This is a genomic window from Pseudomonas sp. GL93 (assembly GCF_003408955.1).
Classification (GTDB): Bacteria; Pseudomonadota; Gammaproteobacteria; order Pseudomonadales; family Pseudomonadaceae; genus Aquipseudomonas; species Aquipseudomonas paracarnis.
Genome location: NZ_NKRF01000082.1, coordinates 42376 through 60340, shown reverse-complemented (window position 1 = coordinate 60340; position 17965 = coordinate 42376). Strand labels below are relative to the sequence as shown.

13 protein-coding genes, 1 tRNA gene and 1 pseudogene are annotated in these 17965 nt (G+C 55.3%); 6 read left to right on the top strand and 9 right to left on the bottom strand.

Annotated features, from left to right (window positions below):
- Positions 1-101: 101 nt before the first annotated feature.
- Both CER19_RS18235 and CER19_RS18230 read left to right on the top strand, forming a co-directional pair.
- Complete coding sequence (locus CER19_RS18235) at positions 102-389, top strand: helix-hairpin-helix domain-containing protein (protein WP_116667437.1); 288 nt, start codon at positions 102-104, stop codon at positions 387-389.
- A 22-nt stretch (positions 390-411) separates the two neighbouring features.
- Positions 412-945, top strand: coding sequence for a hypothetical protein (locus CER19_RS18230; protein ID WP_116667436.1), 534 nt, complete (start codon positions 412-414; stop codon positions 943-945).
- A gap of 121 nt (positions 946-1066) precedes the next feature.
- On the opposite strand, the gene CER19_RS18225 is transcribed toward CER19_RS18230, so the two are convergent.
- The 6 genes and pseudogenes from CER19_RS18225 to CER19_RS29445 all read right to left on the bottom strand — a co-directional run.
- Complete coding sequence (locus CER19_RS18225) at positions 1067-1786, bottom strand: META and DUF4377 domain-containing protein (RefSeq protein ID WP_256660485.1); 720 nt, start codon at positions 1784-1786, stop codon at positions 1067-1069.
- 615 nt (positions 1787-2401) lie between these two features.
- Positions 2402-3382 (bottom strand): MBL fold metallo-hydrolase, encoded by a 981-nt coding sequence (locus tag CER19_RS18220; protein ID WP_218568480.1) that lies wholly within the window; start codon positions 3380-3382, stop codon positions 2402-2404.
- Positions 3383-3652: 270 nt separating this feature from the next.
- On the bottom strand, positions 3653-4591 hold the full coding sequence (locus CER19_RS18215; RefSeq protein WP_256660484.1) for a DUF481 domain-containing protein: 939 nt from the start codon (positions 4589-4591) through the stop codon (positions 3653-3655).
- 542 nt (positions 4592-5133) lie between these two features.
- Positions 5134-5886 carry an alpha/beta hydrolase gene (locus CER19_RS18210; protein ID WP_116667432.1) on the bottom strand — a complete coding sequence of 251 codons (753 nt, stop codon included), beginning with the start codon at positions 5884-5886 and terminating at the stop codon, positions 5134-5136.
- Positions 5887-6219: 333 nt separating this feature from the next.
- Positions 6220-7539, bottom strand: a complete 1320-nt coding sequence (locus CER19_RS18205; protein ID WP_116667431.1) for a serine hydrolase — start codon at positions 7537-7539, stop codon at positions 6220-6222.
- Positions 7540-7661: 122 nt separating this feature from the next.
- Positions 7662-7737 (bottom strand): annotated as a pseudogene (locus CER19_RS29445) (hypothetical protein); the annotation flags it as partial.
- 111 nt (positions 7738-7848) lie between these two features.
- Between CER19_RS29445 and CER19_RS18200 the strand changes: the two are divergent.
- Positions 7849-8811: a LysR family transcriptional regulator gene (locus CER19_RS18200; protein WP_116667430.1), complete on the top strand. Its 963-nt coding sequence runs from the start codon at positions 7849-7851 to the stop codon at positions 8809-8811.
- A gap of 277 nt (positions 8812-9088) precedes the next feature.
- On the opposite strand, the gene CER19_RS18195 is transcribed toward CER19_RS18200, so the two are convergent.
- Together CER19_RS18195 and CER19_RS18190 are read right to left on the bottom strand one after the other, a co-directional pair.
- Positions 9089-9162: transfer RNA gene (locus tag CER19_RS18195), tRNA-Cys, on the bottom strand.
- Between the two features lie 214 nt (positions 9163-9376).
- On the bottom strand, positions 9377-11656 hold the full coding sequence (locus CER19_RS18190; RefSeq protein WP_116667429.1) for an acylase: 2280 nt from the start codon (positions 11654-11656) through the stop codon (positions 9377-9379).
- A gap of 242 nt (positions 11657-11898) precedes the next feature.
- Here CER19_RS18190 and CER19_RS18185 point away from each other — a divergent pair, with 242 nt between their 5' ends.
- A complete protein-coding gene (locus CER19_RS18185) occupies positions 11899-12279 on the top strand; it encodes a fe2+ zn2+ uptake regulation protein (protein WP_116667428.1) in 381 nt (126 codons plus the stop codon).
- 10 nt (positions 12280-12289) lie between these two features.
- Here CER19_RS18185 and CER19_RS18180 read toward each other — a convergent pair whose 3' ends face one another.
- A complete protein-coding gene (locus CER19_RS18180) occupies positions 12290-12484 on the bottom strand; it encodes a hypothetical protein (RefSeq protein WP_014718591.1) in 195 nt (64 codons plus the stop codon).
- Between the two features lie 172 nt (positions 12485-12656).
- On the opposite strand from CER19_RS18180, the gene CER19_RS29120 reads away from it, so the two are divergent.
- Complete coding sequence (locus CER19_RS29120; protein ID WP_256660483.1) at positions 12657-12788, top strand: hypothetical protein; 132 nt, start codon at positions 12657-12659, stop codon at positions 12786-12788.
- A gap of 233 nt (positions 12789-13021) precedes the next feature.
- Entirely contained in the window at positions 13022-17911 is a 4890-nt protein-coding gene (locus CER19_RS18175; protein ID WP_256660480.1) for a hypothetical protein, read from the top strand.
- Positions 17912-17965: the final 54 nt, after the last annotated feature.

The window sequence follows — 17965 nt, the reverse complement described above, 5'->3', positions numbered from 1 at the left end:
TAGGTGAGTGAAGTGAACGAGCAACGTATCATCCGCTCAGAGGCCGTGCGAACGCCGGCCAGGTCGAGCGCACTTTCATAAACTCAAAAAGGGATTTACGCGTGCCATTTTCATTGGAAGAAAGAACGGCTTTGCTCGCGCTCAAGGGCGTGGGTCCTACCGTCATTACTCGCTTGGAACAGATGGGTATTGAGTCGATGGAGGAACTTGGCAAATCGCAGGTCGAGGATATTCTGGCGCAAGCATCAGCGGCATTGGGGTCCACATGCTGGAAGAACAGCCCTCAGGCTAGAGCGGCGATTACGACGGCGGTGGGGCTTGCGAAAAAAAGAGCGAAAACAAGCTGCCCCGGTAACACCTCAGACATTGCCCAACTTCAACCTGTTTAATGGGCCCACCAGAGAACTTGATATGCGCCACCTCAAAAGTCACCCCACCGATTCAGTCAGGCCTTCGCGTTGGGGCCTGCTCAAGGACGGAACATGGTTTGCTGCTTTTATCACGCTGGCGATCTACGCATTTACTGTTGTTGAAGACCGCGGCCAGTTGCGTAGCGATGTAAGGCATTTAACCGACTCGTTGGCGCAAGTGAGAAAGGATCTGGATGCTGCCCGCTTGGACAGCAAGCAACTCGCCGACTCCTTGCGACAGACTGAAATAGACCTCGCCAAAAAGGAAGTGCGGTTCAATGAGGCAGAAAAACAGCTCATTTCCGCGAGCCAGACGGCGCTCAGCTCCCAGTCCGAAGTACAGACCTATAAAGCTTTGGTGGCAGCAGATAAACGCTGCTTGCCCTACAAGGACGAGATTGCACATGTGGAGAGAAGCCTGGCTATGTCAGGCTTCGATGTGTTTTCACCGAAAGGCGATCGTCGCCAGGAATTATTGAATAATCTTGAAAGAAGCAAGAATTCCTACGATGCATGCATGGGACTGAAACGTTAGCCTCCCTCTGTGCAATGCGATAAATCGCAGGCAATAAAAACCCCGTAGACGCGAATCTACGGGGTTGAGCACAGGCCGAGTTGGAATCGAGCTAGTCGATACCGGCTTGCTTTGGTCTCGTTTACTTGGCCCCAGAAGCGTCCTGCTCGACCACCATATCCAACACGTAGACTGTCGAAGGCGCATCCGCTGGCGGATTCTTCCATTCGTATTGCTTGACCCGCAACACAGTGCGCACGCCGTCATGATGCACGAAGCCTTCGATGGGCTGGTATAGCGGATGCCAGGTGTCTTGGGTCGCCAGTTGCAGGCCCGCGTCGTCATAGCGACGCTCGCGCACTTGCAGGCACTGATAGTCCGGGATCAAAGGATGGCTGCACTTGACCGTCTTGGCCGCCACTTCCAGAAACTTGACCTCACCCTCGCTACCGTAACGGGTCTGCGGGGTGGCCTCGCCTTGCAGTTTGAGCACCGAGCCATCCGCTGTCGTCAGTTGCAGCATCGGCGCCATGTTATCGCCGGTGATGACAGCGCGCAGATCGCCCTTGAACAGCCGCCCTACTTGAGCGTCAAGGTCCATCAGGCTCTTGTCACAGGCCATAAGCGTAGAGGCCAGTGGCTGCACCTTCAGAACCCCGTCCTGATAGTGATAGCCGCCAAACTGCCGATTGCAGCCACCGCTGATGTTCAGGTTGTTGTCACCAAAGGCAACACGCAACTTGCGCTCGATGCCTTTGTTCATCGCCACGAGAGGCTTGCCCGACGCATCCGTTGCCGAGACCAGGTTCCAGTCGTAAGCGGATAAGGTTGGCTGGGCTACAACTGCTGAGGTGGTAGGCATTGAAGGTGATTCTTCATGGCTTTTGGAAGGGGCGGCACAGCCTTGGATGAGTGCAGCACACACGGCTACAAGAAGAATTTTTTGTTTCATGAGTCACTCTGTCAGCTTTGATGAGTGCGGGCGTTATCGTGCGCTGGCAGGATAAGCGCGCGGCTAAACCGGCATGTTGAGGTCGCGTGAGGCTTTAATGAGCGTAGACCCAATGCGCGCTTGGCGGACCTCGTCCTTGGCCGATAGCAATCGGACATCATTTGTTTGGTTCAGTTTCACGGAGCGTTGGGGGTGCGGCCAAATCCCAGGCAATAAAAAAACCCGTAGACGTTAATCTACGGGTTTCTAAGAGTGGAGTTAGCATCGCCGCCGTCGCTTCACCCACTCCCTAATTTGGCCCTCGACACAACGGCAAGAAAGGCAACTATCGGCCCAAAGCATTTCTTCACGAAGAGCGGGAATTGGCTGATTACTGCTGCCTGCAACCGGCACAAGGCCGATTACATAGGGCTATTTTTTGGACGCCATAGACCCCCGTATTTCTCCCGGAAAATCAGGTCCTTGCGTTCGCATAATTTGGCGGTGGCTTCCGTAGGCCAACCGTGTGGCGGGCCTATTCGATGGCTACCAGGCATCTAGATCGATAGGGGCGAAAGCGACAGGCAGTTGCACCTTCACAGCGTCCCGCTGTGCCAGGGGGAGCAACATAGCCATGCTCTGATCGAAAGCGTCCAGTATGCGCGGCATAGCGGTCAACGGTTGGTCCAAGGGCTCAAAAAAATTATCCCAATGGATCGGGATCACGATTTTAGCGCCCGTCTGGACAACCGTCTCTTGCCAATATTGAGCGACAAACTCCGGGGTTTGTTTACCTAAAGTTCCGATGCCGAGAAACACCACATCTGCCCTGACATCCTTGAACTTGCCTGGACTGTAATTACCACTGGCGATCACCAGAAGACGGCGGCTGCCATGAGTGATCAGGTATGAGAAGTTTTCGCCAACTTTGAAATCCCCCTCCGGGACAGGGGTGTGCAGCGGATGATCTATGAAGCCTGGTGAGGTGGGATGTGGTGAATGCGGGGTCTCGAAGGCTTTGATCTGAAATTGACCAAACAAAAAAGAATCTCCGTCATTGATTACCTTGATACGCTCAGGAGGTAATCCGGCACCCAGAACGGCGTTGGCAGTCGATTTTGTACCCAATACGGTAGCGCCTGTTTTGAGAGCCACCAAGCCACTGTCCAGAACATGGTCGTAATGCGAGTGCGCGACGAATATCGCTGCAAGCTTGGAAATGCCAGCGCTGCGCAAACTCGCATCGATGCGCTGCTCATTAGGCTGTATAGGCGTCAGTAGCACCGAAAAAATACTGGGCCGTGAGAAAAAACCGTCCTCCATGATTGCTGTCTCCCCATCATCGAAGCTCAATGTGCCAGCCCCCAGAAAACGCACCGTCAAGTCCTGAGATCCTTGACCGCCTTGCGGTCTTAGCGAAGCAAAGGGTTGAACCGAGGGTGATGAAAATTTCCATGCCCCCCAGAGCGCCCCTGCCACCACTGCAATAACAAATGCACAGCCCAACATTTTTTTGCTACGACTCACGCTTCATCTCCCGATATTGAAATGGACAGGCAACGCTCGCCTGCATAGGCGGATCTAAATTTTTGTATCTAAGCCGCCCGCCTGAATAAGACGAGAGGCATTAGGTTACGCTGTAAGCGTCTGCTAATTACACCTTGCGACCTTGGCTTTTAGCTGTCGCTATTGCTTGGATAAAAATCGTTCGGTGATCATCGCCAAAAAGTAGCGTTCGATGGTTGCCAGGAAATAGTACGCCCGGCCTCAGTATCGTGGATGCAGCCAAAATATACATCACCAGTTCACACCAAAACCGGCTGTATATCTAGCACTGTCCAAGTTGCTATTATCGGACTTACCCGCGACTACCGCGTGTTCGTACTTCAAATTTAAGGAAGCCCATTCTGTGACGCTGTAGCGCAAACCTAGCTCAGAGTCATAAGCATAGTATGCTATATCACTGAGCGGCCTTCCCAGCTCACCCGATGCGAAAAATTCAAATTTTCTTCCGACTAGATATCGTTTGAAGTCCCAGCGGGCAGATGTGAAGTAAAACGTATTACTGCCACCGCCTGAGTACCCGAATCGCATACGATTTAGCAGTGCAACAACGGTAAGGTTGCCTAATTGATCGTCCCAGAATTGGTAGCCGGGACCGGTGCCAATTTTTCGCCTAGTTTTTAGGTTTTCGATCTGATCTTTTTTGTAACTCAAGCCGCCTTCCCAAAGCCATCTATCGGTGAGAAAACGAATCACAGAGTACTCGGCACTCCAGTTTGCCGTACTTGCAACCTCATCGTCGTCTTCGCGGACGTGAGCAATCGCGCTATGGTGCCAAGGGCCACTGACAAAACTTGTTTGTGCTGCCAGGTTAACATTATCCTTCTCTGTCTTAACCTTTTCAGCATGAAGCGCAAGGTCAATATTCCCCTTCCAGATTGCAGCCTTGAGGTTGGGTTGGGGTTTCATAATCTGATCGATATTATTAAGGTCGACGAAATTCAAACCAACGCCTACAGCAGGCTGCACATTACCTCGCGGACCGGCCCGAATCGATGCAACCGCTCCTTGCAACTGGCCCACTTGCCTTACCATGAGCGGCTGCTTGCTTTCCAAAGTTTGAATCTGGTCCTTACTGATCGTTATATCGCCTCCGTAACTCGTACTTAGAACAAGATTTGCGCCCTCCATCAAAATGATGTCTCCGCTGATATGGTCACCATTTTTCAGCATTACATTGTCCGCAGATGCGCATGGTGAAAGAACGCTCACGGAGACATAGCACGACAACATCACCGCCGCTAATCGCATGACGAACCTACCGCGCTTGGGATACCTACCATATAGTACAGTTACCGTGCTTTACGTTACGAAGAACCGCCCTCCGTTCGCTCTGCAGCATGAAGTCAGCATCGCTATTTCAATGCCGTCGATAGCCGCGAGATCTTAGTGTCTAAATAAAGCTATTTAGCCAGGGGGATATTTATTGAATGCGCTCACTCTTTGCATCTCAAAGGCAAGCTTATCGGCAAAGCGAACAATGCCTGTGCGTTCTTTGATTGCTGCCAAATTGGTGCCGGCGATGCACGATGAATAGTCATCATCTTATAAGGTAATCCATGTGGAAGCTGGACAGCGATTGGTAAAAACCCAATTTACACGGGCGCCATTAAAGCGCCAAACTAACGCCGCGATAAAATTAACTTTTTCACGTGTGCTTTCCCACCTCCTGCATGAACGCCAAATTTAACTGACAGTTGGCATTCGCACTAACGCTAAAGGAAACAAGCTATTTTATCCATGGCTTGCTTCGCTTCAGGTATCGGGAAGATTGGCCATACGTGAATCATTCCTCGCCCTATATGCAACTGAACCTCACCTCCGAGTGCCAACGTTTTCTCAGAGAAATTGATTGCATCGTGGTGAGCAATGTCGCGCGTGCCAGCGAAAATAAGGATCGGAGGTAGATTTTCTGGATCTCCGTTAATCGGGCTTACGTAGTCGTGGTCCGTGCCGAGACCTCCCGCATACATCATGCCGGCCGCTCTTAAACCTCTCGCGGAGAGCATTGGATCTGACTTCTCCGTTCTTGATATCAACTCGTTACTCAAAGTGACATCCATCCATGGGCAGATCAATACTAGTTTTGTAGGTTGAATACATCCGATGTCTGTCAACGCGTAGCAGAGGGCAACTGCAAGGCCGCCGCCAGCTGAATCGCCCATTACATTCATTGCGTGACATCGAGCGTTAAAGCAAGCGAGCTTATATATAGACAACATGCGAAAAATAACGATTTTGCATTTAGTCTCTGGTGCAAGAGGGTAAAGCGGCACTATGATAATATAGCCATATCTTTCGACTAACGTTTGAAGGAAGCGCCAGTGCAGAAATGTGATAGGCCAAACGTAAGCACCACCATGAAGATAGAAAATATGTTTAGAGTTTGCTTGGCCATCTTTAGGGGCTAGCCTGTAGATTTCGATACCATCAACTATCTGGAGTTCGATAGAAATTTTTTTGTGCATTTTAATAGTTGGTCTTGCAGGACCCTGCTCTCGTGATTTTCGAAAACTCTTGAGCACTTTGTCCAAGGAGCCATAAACTGATTTTCGCCTGACCAGCAAGAGATATGCTATAAGTGCGCGACTTCTAAAACTAGGTTTTTGAGGATTAGTTAGCGAGCCCACAGTATCACCCAGTATAAATATAAAAATTGAATAAGTAATCGTTCAGACCTGCGCTGATCAGCCGGTCTAAGCGGTATTCGTTATTGCGAAACGAGTCAGTATTGTCGAACGGTACATCGCGGAACACTGCCGCCCATTCTTCAATGCCTGCTATTATCGCTTTTCATCGCACTATAGTGAGTTCGCCATCAAGTGATTGGCTACCGCTCGATAGGCGGGCAAGGTAGTCGGATCGAAGTTCGAACTGCGAGCCAGGGGATGCGAGGCATAACGCACAATGACCATTTTCGCCTTGGGGTCGATATACATGCTTTGTCCGTGGAGCCCACGCGCCGAGTAGACGCCATGAGTGTCGTGGGACACCCACCACATGTCGCGATAACTCCAGTTTGGCAGCAGCTCATAGCCCGCCTTCGCGAAGTCTTGCTGGCTGGCGCCCCCGCGAATATCCGCGATCACGCTCTTGGGCACGATCTGCAGGCCATTAAACTTGCCGTCCAGGCGCATCATCTCGCTGAAACGGGCCAAGTCGCGCAACGAGGTGTTGAAACCGCCACCGGTAAACGCGGTACCCACCTCATCGACGATCAAGTAGGCGTCCTGCTCGGCGCCCAGCTTGCTCCAGATGCGCTCTTGTAGATTGACCGCGATGGGTTTCCCCGTTGCGCGCTGGATCACCCAAGACAATACGTCGGTATTGACCGTCTTGTAAGCAAAGGCCTGACCGTGCTCGCCCTCTTTGCGCAGTTTCATCAGGTATTCGGTCACCGTGGTAGCGCCGGCGTATCCCTCCGGCCGCGGTGTCATATGGGCGGCTCGTAAGTACTCCCAGATTTCCGCTTTGGGGTCGGCGTAGTCTTCCGAGTAGCGAACACCGACTGTCATATCCATTACCTGGCGTACCGTAGCATCGCCAAATGCACTGTTCTTCAACTCCAGAACGTAGTGGCTGACCTTCGCCTGTGGGTCGATACTACCTTCCTCGACCAGCATCGCCCCCAAGGTGCCGATAAAAGATTTGGTGACCGACATCGCAATGTGCTGGCCCTGATCAGTCAACGCGCCGAAGTAGCGTTCATAGACCACCTGCCCACGGTGCAGTACCAGGATCCCATCGGTGTAGTTGGCCTTCAGTGACTGTTCCCAGGTCATAGTGCGGTCGCTGCCCAGTGGAGTGAAGACCAGGGCATCGATTTCTTCGCGTTCGGCGCGAGGTAACGGGCTGGCTGCTCCCTTTCCACGCGCGACCTGTACGCTTGGCAACAGCTCGCGCAGATGCGAGAACGACCAGCGCGTCTGCGGGAACTGCAGGATGCTGCTGAACCGCACGACCTTTTCCGGCACCGGCGGTGAACCTTGCATCCAGCCTATGACCTGTGGATCGCTGGCGTCGGCGCTGAGGAACTGCGGCTGGACGTCAGCCTGAGCCTGGGCACATGACAGGGTCGCGCTGCCCAACAAGGTTTGCAGAGCGTCTATTTTCACTTGCATGTTTGTCTCCTTCGCACGCTTGATTACTCGGATTGCATCGCAATCGGGTGGCCGGCAGGCCTTGTTCGTTCACGGGAACCAATTAGGTCTAAGGCCGCAAGATCACCACGGAGCTCTGTACTCAATTGCAGATCGTGAATGCCTTTGAAGATCTTCGAGAAGGTTTCACCTTTTAAAGTTGAGCCGGCCGTCATCGTTTCAGGACATCGAAACGCACACGGACAGGCTGCCAACCAAGCGCAAACTCTGGCGAAGTTTCTGGGAGTGAGGTACAACCGTCCAATGCAAATATGAAGAGCGATTGATGCATTGAGCAACTTAATTGACTTGAAGCGAATTCGTCACTTGGTCTTGCTTGGAGAAGAACTACACTTCTCCCGGGCCGCGGAGCGAGCCCATCTCTCGCAGACGGCGTTCAGCCGTAGCATCCAATCACTGGAAAAAGACCTAAAGGTACGCCTGTTTGATCGGGACACCCGCTCAGTGACGCTGACATGCGCCGGTCACCAGCTCATTGCTCGGGCGCGCGAGATGCTGGCGTGCGCCGACAAGTTAGTCGCGGAGGCCAGCGACATCGCCGGGGGGCAGGGAGGTGAACTCAACTTCGGAGTCGGCATGATGACTGCCAACACCACCCTTCCCAACGTGCTGCTGGCCTTGCGCAAGAACGCGCCCAAGCTGGTGGTGACCCCTGAGGTCAATTACTGGCATCACCTGGCCAACCAACTGGCACAGGAAGACATTGAGTTTGTCGTAGCGAGCGTACGGGTCGAGCAGGGTGTGGACCCACGCTTTGACGTTCGGAGTTTGCCGCCACAACCGGCCTCTATCTTCTGTCGCCACGAGCACCCACTGGCTCGACAAGCCGAGCCGGTGACGTATCAGCAGCTACTCGCCTATCCGTGGGCTGCCGTGACCACGGACGACGTGCACGCCCGGGCGCTATTCGGAATGCCCTCGACGACGCTACTGCCATGGACGTTGGTGTGCAATGAGCTGAACTGCCTCCGTCAGGCCACGCTGACTAGCGACGCCCTACTGCTCACTTGGCAATCTTGGCTAGCGCCTGATCTGGAGAGTGGGGTGCTGATTGATCTAATCCAAAAAATCCAGCCCGCGATCCCCATACATCTGCGCTATATCCCGGAAACCATCGTGTTTCATGCCGGCCGCACGTTGTCACCCATCGCCAGAAAAACCATCGCACTGATTGTCGACGAGGCAGAAAGACGCCTGCCTGTCGTAACTCAGCCAGCGGTCATCTCAGACTAACTTCAGACTACGGTCGAGTTCCATCTGAGCAAAAGACGCGCTGTCCCGCATGAGAACCGGACTTTCTCTCTTTCCCCTCCGTTGTATGCAGGGCTGGGGGGAGTTGGAGGCTGCTTTCGACATGGATCAATCTGCTGGAGCAAAAGGCCAACCACACCCTCCCCTGGCATTGTTCTGCCCCCTCATTGCGATCAACAATGAGTAGGGTTGCGGAACACTTCTCAAATCACAGGCAATAAAAAACCCCGTAGACGTTAATCTACGGGGCTTCTAAGAGTGGAGGCCGAGGTCGGAATCGAACCGGCGTAGGCGGATTTGCAATCCGCTGCATAACCATTTTGCTACTCGGCCTCAAACGATCAATGCCCTTGTTACTGACATTCACCGCATACAAACTTGAGTGGGCTACGTGAAGCCTGCCTCTACTCTAATTCATTGAATACATTGAAGTTTTTAATGCTTCGTTGCGTTCGATGGGCGCCATTATGTACTCATTTGCCTAGGCCTGCAACCCCTTGATTTCAAAAAATATTCTGCCTTGGCATCAAGGGCTTGCGCCTCTGCCCTACTCCTTCACCGTATGGATTTGATACTGCGGGTCGGCCTTGATCTGGGCCTCGGTGAAGGGCAATGGGCGCAGTTTTTTCTCGGAGAAGGCTTGGGTCTGATCCTTTGAATAGGCAGACGCCGGGTTGCTGGACTCGGAGAATGCCAGTACGCCGACCGCGTTGGGGCCTTTGTCGTCAAAGCTGACGATTTGCAGGTAGCTGGTGCCGCTGACGACTTCGCGCTTGCCGTCGGCGCGGGGCACGGTTTGCATGGCGTTGTAGACGCCGAGTTCTTGAGGACCGCCGTGGATGGGGGTTTGGCCAGAGACTTGGATATCGCCCCAACGGGTCTGCCCCAGTTTGTTGACCTCAGCGCTGGAGGCCAGCATGGCTTCGCGCAATACCTTGGCGACCGGGGCGCGGTCAATGGCGAGGCCGCTAGGGGTGGTCAGGGGATGGGCCGGATCGAAGGCCACGCGCCAGGCGTCGGGGATTTGCTGCAGGTGTTGCATCAGGTTGATGAAGTGCACCAGGCCCACGCCGCTGTCGAGGTTGGCGCGCTGGTCCCAGTTTTTCAGGCTGGTGCACAGCGGTTGCAGTGCAGCGGCATCGGCCCCGAGGTTTTTGGCGCAGAACGTCAGCAGGTCGGGCATGACTTGGCCCGCCAGGTACACCTCGTTGTCCATGACCATGTCTTGCAGGTCGGTGACGCTGATCGGCTGCTTCTCAAGAGCTTGCAGGCGCTGGAGCGCGAAGCGCGCACGCGGGCCGAGGCCAATGTTGTCCTGGCTAATCACCGGCGAAAAGCCCCTTAGCGGCGCCTTGGGATTGGCCATCCAGGCGGAATCGTTGGAGTGTTGCACGTAGTCGCCGCGTTGCAACTGGGGCAACTGGTCGGCCGGGAAGATACCCGGCTGGGCCGCGCGCGGGTCGATGTCCCAGGCGCAGGCGCTGTGGGCGCCGTCGAGCACGATCATTTGCAGGCCGGCCCGTGGGTCGCTGCATGTTGCCAGTTTGGCGGCGCTGACGTTGGGCACCACCGACAGGTTCATGTACAGGCTCTGGCCCTGGTCATCGGCGGCCAGGGTGTTGACCCAGGGGATGCCTTGCAGGGTATGCACTGAGGTTTGCAGCTCCTTGAGGCTACGGGCGCGGTTCATGGCGTACCACTGTTGCAGCACCCGGTCGTTGCCCAGGTTGGCGTCCCTCAGACTGAAGGCGTAGCGGCTGTCCCAGTCGAGCTTGCCCGGCCATTGCACCACGGGGCCAAACTGCGAACTGTAGACGTTGTGGGTCACCGCCTTGAGGCTGCCGTCGGCTTGCTTGACCTGTACCGTAACGGCCGTTTTATCCAGGGGCACGGATTTGCCGTCCAGCAGGTAACGGGTGGCGTCCTTGGGATCGAGGGTCAGGCGGTACAGGGTGAAATGCTTGGAGGTGTCGACGGTGTGGGTCCACGCCACATGCTGGTTGAAGCCGATGTTCACCACGGGCAGCCCTGGCAATGCGGCGCCCATCACATCCAGCTGGCCAGGGATGGTCAGGTGCATCTGGTAAAAACGCATGCCGCCCACCCAAGGAAAATGCGGGTTGGCCAGCAGCATGCCACGGCCATTGAATGAGCGGTCACGGCCCACGGCAACGGCATTGCTGCCTCGGTCCAGCGTGAAGCGTTGTTGGTTGGCTGCGGCCAGTGCAAAGGCTTTGGCGCTGGATTGGACACCGGCGGTGGCTTGGGGGGGTGCAGCCCCGACTAAGGCTTCGGCGAATTGGCCGACGCCCCCTTCCACCAATAGCCTACGGGTCAACTTGACCAAGTCTTCCACTACCAAGGGCCGTACCCACGTGGCCTGGCACTGTGCGGGTGCACCCTGCTCCTTGAGGTAACGGTTGTAGCCGGCCACATACCCTTCGAGGCGCTGTTGCATCTGCGGGGTCTGGGCATTCCAGAATGCCGCCACTGCCTTGGGTGTGTTCAGCCAGTTGAAGAACACATCGCTGGCGAGGTTGTTGCGCTCTTCCAAGGTCGCCTGGTCCGGCCCGAAAAACTTGGCGCGCTGGCCATTGACCGTGGTCACCTCATTGGCCAACAGGCACAGGTTGTCCTGGGCATAGGCGTACCCCATACCCACCCCCAGGCCACGCTCGTCAACGGCGCGAATATGCGGCACGCCATAACTGGTACGCCGGATATCCGCCGACGCCTGCGTTACTTGTTCCCGTGCCGACACGGCCAGGCTCAACCCCAGCAACAGCCCTGCCACGCCCACTCTGGACAACCCGTTGGAAATAATCACGCCGACTCCACAGTCAAATTGAACACCCTCACAAGGGATGGTTACCCCACCGTAAGAACGCAGATCGACCGGAATAATTTAGCCGCACGAGGCTGTATATCGTCAGCGCTTGAAAGGTGACAAATCTGATACCGACAAATTTTCTACATTCATCGTTTCATGATTTGCGTCACTCGTTCGTCTTATTACTCAAGAGCACCATCTTTTCCTGATCAGGCTCTGAAAAGAAAAGGAGTTTTTGCATGTATAACCCGCAAGTGCCCACGGATGGACATTCAAAGGCCACCGATACCCACTATGGCAATAGCACACAAGCGTTCGGCAACGCGCCCGAACAGCAAGGCAACCAGCGCATCCGCCATTTGCTCAAGTGTTTCGGTTTGCGCACCAGCCTGATTCGGCTGAAGGTCATCGACGCCCTCCTCACCGCTGCCGACAACCAGCGCACCCTCGGGGTACGCGGCGTGCACAGCCACCTGCTGGAGCTGGGCATTCCGTTGTCGTTTCTCAGCGTGCGCGAGGTACTCAAGCGTCTATGCAGCGAGGGCGTCATCACCCTGAACGCCGACAAGAGCTACAGCCTCCATGAAGAGGCTGCCAAGGTACTCGAAGGTCGTGCCTGACTGACACGCGTCAGAAGTTAGGCTTGACCTTGCGGCGCATGATGCCGTTGATCACCACGACGACCACGGCAATCGCGATGGCCAGGTACTGGAAGGTTTTCTCGCTGATCACGCCAGTGTTCTGCAGATAAGACAGGCCAAACATCGCGCCCAGTACAGCCAGGGCAATCAGAAGCGAGTATTTCAAGCGTTGCTTTTGGGTCATGACGAATTCCTGGACCTGAAGGATGTATCCACTGTGTATCGCCGCGCATGCCAAGCACATACCCAATTACGGGGATGGCACGGCGTCGGCGGGGTCTTATGTTACAGGCGATGAACGGATTTGGCTTGTCCTACGCCTGACAGACCTTTGAAGCCCCTTGGAGAATTGTGAAATGCTTCGACGACTCATCCTGCTGGTTCCCTTGATGATCATGCTGAGCCTGGGCGGTTGTTTCTTCTTCCCGCGCGGCGGTGGCTGGCATGATCGCCACGATGATGGCGGCCGAGGTTACGAACGTCGCTGATCCCCCCGCAGTACTCCGCCCTAACGACCTGCCCCTGCGTGCTCACCGTGTGCAGCAAGCTCACTTTCCTCGTGTTGCTGCACCGACGCGGTACATATTCGTTAATAACATTCCCCGGGCGCCTTCGGAACCTTCCGACGCTCTCACCCCAATTATTCGAGGCCCAAACAAGGAAGAATCACCCCTCGGATTATCATCAGGACGCGTGGGCCAATGCCATTGGAATAACTCACTTGATTTCAGGTATCGCCCACCATCGCCTGCGCCGAAACGTCTCCAGCGATGAAATAGCCCCCCCTTCCCACACCCGGCCGATGCCAGGGACGGCCCAGACGACAACCGTTCCAGACGTGGATGCCATCACGCCGGTCAGCGCGATTCGTTCTGACCTGATCAAGGGCCTTCAAATAACTGATCAACGTTTGTTGCTCAATCAATACCAACAACTCAACCAAGACATCCAGGCACTGCTGCTGCGCCAGCCGACGCTCAGCAGCGTTATCGAGCAGCAATTGAACCGCAGCTTCGGCACTACACCGCCTGTAGACGCCTCGTCACTGTATGTGCATCGCTATCACACTGATGAACACGGCCAACGCACATTGATCTCGGTGCAGAGCATCACCGAAGCCCTGTTCAATGCACTGCGCCAGCTCAAGGCACCTCCCGACGCCCAGGCCTCGACCAGTACCGCCAGCACGGAAGTCGGCTTCTACACCAGCGCCTCGCCAAGCGAAAGCAGCCAGCAATTGCACACTCGCGACACCCTCCTTTCGATTGCACAAACCATCGAAAAAGAACTGCCCCTGAGCCTTTCCCGATTCTGGACCGAGCCACGCACAGGCGAACTCAACCCCGAGTCACCCCAGAACGAATTGCTCAGTATTCACCGGGAGATGCTATCCACCCTGGCCGCCTTGGGCGTGGAAGACGGTGCGTTAACGCCCGCCGCCAAATCATTGATCGACAAGGCGCTTGAGTATCCAACCCTGCAGGCTCGGGAAGGCGCGATGAAGGATGGTGAAAGGCCCGGTGTCTACCCGCTCAAATTGGATACGCCAAGCCCAGAGGGCAGCCTGCTGGCAGGGGCCTTCCTGATCACCAGCAGCGATGGATCGTCGGCGACACGCCCATTCAATAGCGCACAGACAGACCGAACCTTACGTCCTGGCCAACAGCAAGGGCTGACGGTGCTTTACACACCTCGCGATGGCTACGAAACATTCGACAGCCCGGCCAAGGCACTTGCGACCTTGCGTCAACGCATTAACGACGACCCCGAGGCCGCAGCGCAGCTACTGCAGAGTGTGCCGGTGGAGGTTCAAAACGGCTTGAAGGATGACTGGAAAAACCACTTGAGCCAGGACCTCTCCCCAGTGACCGGCGACGTCATTGCCACAGGCGTGCCGCAGTTGCTGGAGCGCCAGCGGCATCAGGTGAGCAACGCACTGCAAGCGTTGTATGAGTCGAACAACGTTGAACCGACGCTTGTCGACCCCTGGGGGCATCTACTGACTGAGATGGGCCTGCCTGAGGCTGCCGACCTGGGACCGCATTTCGACGGCAACAGCGCCCTGTTGGCGCGTGCACAATGGCTGGACGAGCGGGCGAACAGCCTCGACGCGCGCCAGGCACTGGATCAAAGCCTGGGTGATCAGAAAAACTGGCGATACCTGGCGCAAAAACTCAACGAGTCTGCCCAGGCCTTGCCGCAAAGCCCAACAGAACGTGAGGTGTCGGCCCTGCTGAAAAAAACGCCGATGAATATCGCGCCAGACTCGGCCCATTACCAAGCCTATATACGGACACCTGGTATGTCCGTAAGCCTCGAAGCCTTCCTGCTTGAAAACGGCTTGCCATTGCCCAAAACCGTGGACGACTTGCTGGCCTTGGCGCAAAGCGCAAAAGCACGCGCACAGCAACACCCCTTGGGCAACTTCGCAGGAGGCCTGTCCTGGCCGATCCCCTTGGATGTCAACCAACAAGACACGCTGCGCACGGCCGCCGTCGAACATGCCAGCAGCGATCCCGACTTACCGCAGGAGAATCCCAAGCGCGGCGTACTGGAACATCTGGGTAGAAGCCTGAGTTTCTCCGAGCAGGCACTGGCGGACCCGGTCAAGGTGCTCGAAACCCTGATCAGCTCCAAGGATGGCCAGGCTCTAGGCCAAGCCATGCAAACCAAAATGAATGGTATCGCCACCAACACCAGCGCAAACGACTATGCGCTGGCGGCGATCCAATTGATGCTGGATCCCGAGTCGTTGACGGCGCCTGTGCGAAACCATGTGGCAGGTTTCGACCTAGCGCAGAAAAGTCATTGGGGCAAACCGCTTTCGACCATCACCAACAGCCTGCGCCAACACTTGATTGACACGGGGCGCGAATCCCCTGAGCTCGCTGACGCGGCCGCACATCTGTTACTCAGACGCACGGCGCCGCAATTGCTGGTCAAGAACATTCCTGATTCGGTAGTTTACGGCAGCGCCGCGTGGGCGAACCTTTGCATTGCAGTAGCCGCCATTGAAGCCAAGACTCCAGGCCGCGTGGCCGCCCTGTCCTATGCCGAGGTGATGATCACCGCCGACACTGCTGGCGCCGTGCCCGCCTCTGCGCAAGCCGCAGTGATGTTGGATTGGGCCGTGGCCAATGACATTCTTCCAGCGAAAGACGATGCCCTGTATGAGCCAGCCGACCTGGAAAAAGCCCAGGCGCTGTTCAAAGCACAACTCGATAAGCTGATAGAAGCCTCATCGCTCATCGGCGGGAGTTTTCCAAGCCGTAAACAAATGGCGCTGGACCTGCTCGTGAAGACATTCGGCCCCGGCATGGACTTCGAGCTCAAGATGTTCTCCAGATACAATGGCGATATGCCCAGCGCGCCGCGCTCACTGGTGGAAATCGTCATGGAAGAACTGGTCATGGAGGGTCGCTGGGTACTCACGAAAGAAAATACCGGCGTGGACCTTGATGCGGTCATTGCCTTCACCCACAGTGCGCCATTCAATATTCAACGAGCGTTTGAGGATGCCTTTTCTACCGCCTTGGACAATCATAAGACCGCTAAAAAAACAGCTCTCCTCAACGCACTCGGCAACCTGCCGCCCGAAGACAGAAAAAACTTGACCCAGGGCAAGCTCAATTATTTTCAAGAAAAAAGCTACAAGGTGGGCATGATCCCTTTCGAAGGCGACACCTTGTTTCACACCAACCCTACCGTACTGGTCACCGCGCAAAACAATGGACAAACAACCACCTATGAGTTCGATACGGTAAACGGCGTTATCCGAAGCCGGGGCAACAGAAAAACACCGGCGGCCCCTGTCAAGTTCTCCAACGAGATAATCAGGGAAGAGCCATTTTATCCGGACAGAGACAAGGTCAAGATCGTTGACAGCGGGCAATCGATTCTCGCAAGTATCCCGGCCAACCCTGTGCCGTTTTCATGGATTGACCTGGATGATTTGAAGGAAAGCAAGCTGGATCGCGAACAGCCCTCCACGGCACCCCAGCCGTATATGTTCCTGAGCCCACGCACTCACCATATCGCCGAGTCCGTGCTCAAGGCGTTGGACCTGGACAATCCCGCCATCAAAAAAGCCGCTGCGGGGACCACGACCTTTGAGCGTAATCATGAAAAGCTGACGAACTTCAAAGAGTTTTTGCTCAACCTTATTCCCTTCCGTTCCGCAATCGTCAATTTCATGGACGGCAACTACGGCGAGGGGATCACTGACGTCACCTTGGATATTTTCGGTTTGGTCACCGCCGGCATCGGCCTGGCGGCCAAGCTAGGTAAAGTGCTAGGTGCAACTGCATCGGCGGCGAGCAAGGCACTCAAGGTGACGAAAGTCATGGTGCCGTCCCTGCTCAAGGAGCTGAACCCCTTGAACGGCGTGGGCGATCTGCTAAAAGGCGCGGGCAAAATCACTTATGAAGGCGCAGAAGCGTTAGCTGGCGCGGTGGGTTCCCTCAAGGGCAGCGCAAACCGCGATGCGCTGATCCGCGCCGCAAACCGCTATGAGGCCGCTGCAACGGGGACCCTCAAGGTGGGCGAACAGGTGGTGCACGGCTCTGCCGTCAAGCACAACGGTAAATGGTACGCCTACGACGCAACAACACAGAAGCCCTATGGAGCGGCCATAGAGTTTTCTCCAGTCGATCTACTGATGCCGCCTTCGCCTAACCTGAGTGCCACAGGCAGCCGCACGGGGGTACGTCATAATCCACTGAGCAGAGCGTCCCGTCCCAGCAAGCCTGTCGCCAGAGTCCCCTTGCCCGACGACGAATACGCGACAAGCCGAAAAACCAATGGCGCTCTCATCCTTGATCATTTCACTCCCAATAGAATTCGGGCCACTCGTGAGAAGTTCACGCTGGAGAAAAGTGGTTACTTACAAGACGCGGCAAAAGGCAAGACCCCACCCCCTGCTGCTATTCCCGATATCAAGGATGCCCTAACGCCCAACCAAACGTTTGAGAAAGCGTTGAAGGAAACCGATGTGCTGGTGCTGGGAGAGAACCACAATGAAATTGCGAGCCTGATTGCGATGCGCGATGGGATGAAAACATTCAAAGAAAATGGCGTGACCGCCATCTACTTGGAAGGTGTGACACTCGACCCGTCCGGCCTGCCAGACTACCGCTCGTTCCTAAACTCTGTACGGCAAAGACCCGGGGGCGAGAAAATCTTTGAAGAATTGCAACTGGAAGCCGATAAGTGGGGAATAGAATTAATGCCGCTGGAGCATGTGTATCTGACACGGCACTCAGACACCCCTGGTTATTTCAAGGGTCTGAGCACACTTCCAAAAGACTCCCCCGCCTATGCCGCGTTGTCCCGGCAGCGTCTTGAGGAAGTCAATTATTACGGTGCCAGGCAAGTCATGAAGAAAGAACTTGGAGGAAAAACTGTCGTTTTGGTCGGCCGCTCGCATATGAATACCGCCGAGGGTGTTCCTGGTATCGCTGAGTTAACCGGTGGCATCGGTATTGGCGTCTATCAAAAGTCCGATGTCGCGCAGAGTGTGGGGCGTAAGGCTGGTGTGCAGCGCGATACGTCCAAGAGAATCTCCGGCCGCGATGACACCGTGGGTGATTTGCAAATTGACATAAAAGCATAAGTATCAGGTTAGCCGTTGGGGCAACACGCCCCAACGGGACACGCCGTTTACATC

Coding starts and splice junctions, on each gene's coding strand:
- CER19_RS18230 (WP_116667436.1), top strand. CDS start 412: ATGCGCCACCTCAAAAGTCACCCCACCGATTCAGTCAGGCCTTCGCGT.
- CER19_RS18215 (WP_256660484.1), bottom strand. CDS start 4,591: ATGCTGAAAAATGGTGACCATATCAGCGGAGACATCATTTTGATGGAG.
- CER19_RS18205 (WP_116667431.1), bottom strand. CDS start 7,539: ATGCAAGTGAAAATAGACGCTCTGCAAACCTTGTTGGGCAGCGCGACC.
- CER19_RS18210 (WP_116667432.1), bottom strand. CDS start 5,886: ATGCACAAAAAAATTTCTATCGAACTCCAGATAGTTGATGGTATCGAA.
- CER19_RS18180 (WP_014718591.1), bottom strand. CDS start 12,484: ATGACCCAAAAGCAACGCTTGAAATACTCGCTTCTGATTGCCCTGGCT.
- CER19_RS18185 (WP_116667428.1), top strand. CDS start 11,899: ATGTATAACCCGCAAGTGCCCACGGATGGACATTCAAAGGCCACCGAT.
- CER19_RS18225 (WP_256660485.1), bottom strand. CDS start 1,786: ATGCCTACCACCTCAGCAGTTGTAGCCCAGCCAACCTTATCCGCTTAC.
- CER19_RS29120 (WP_256660483.1), top strand. CDS start 12,657: ATGCTTCGACGACTCATCCTGCTGGTTCCCTTGATGATCATGCTGAGC.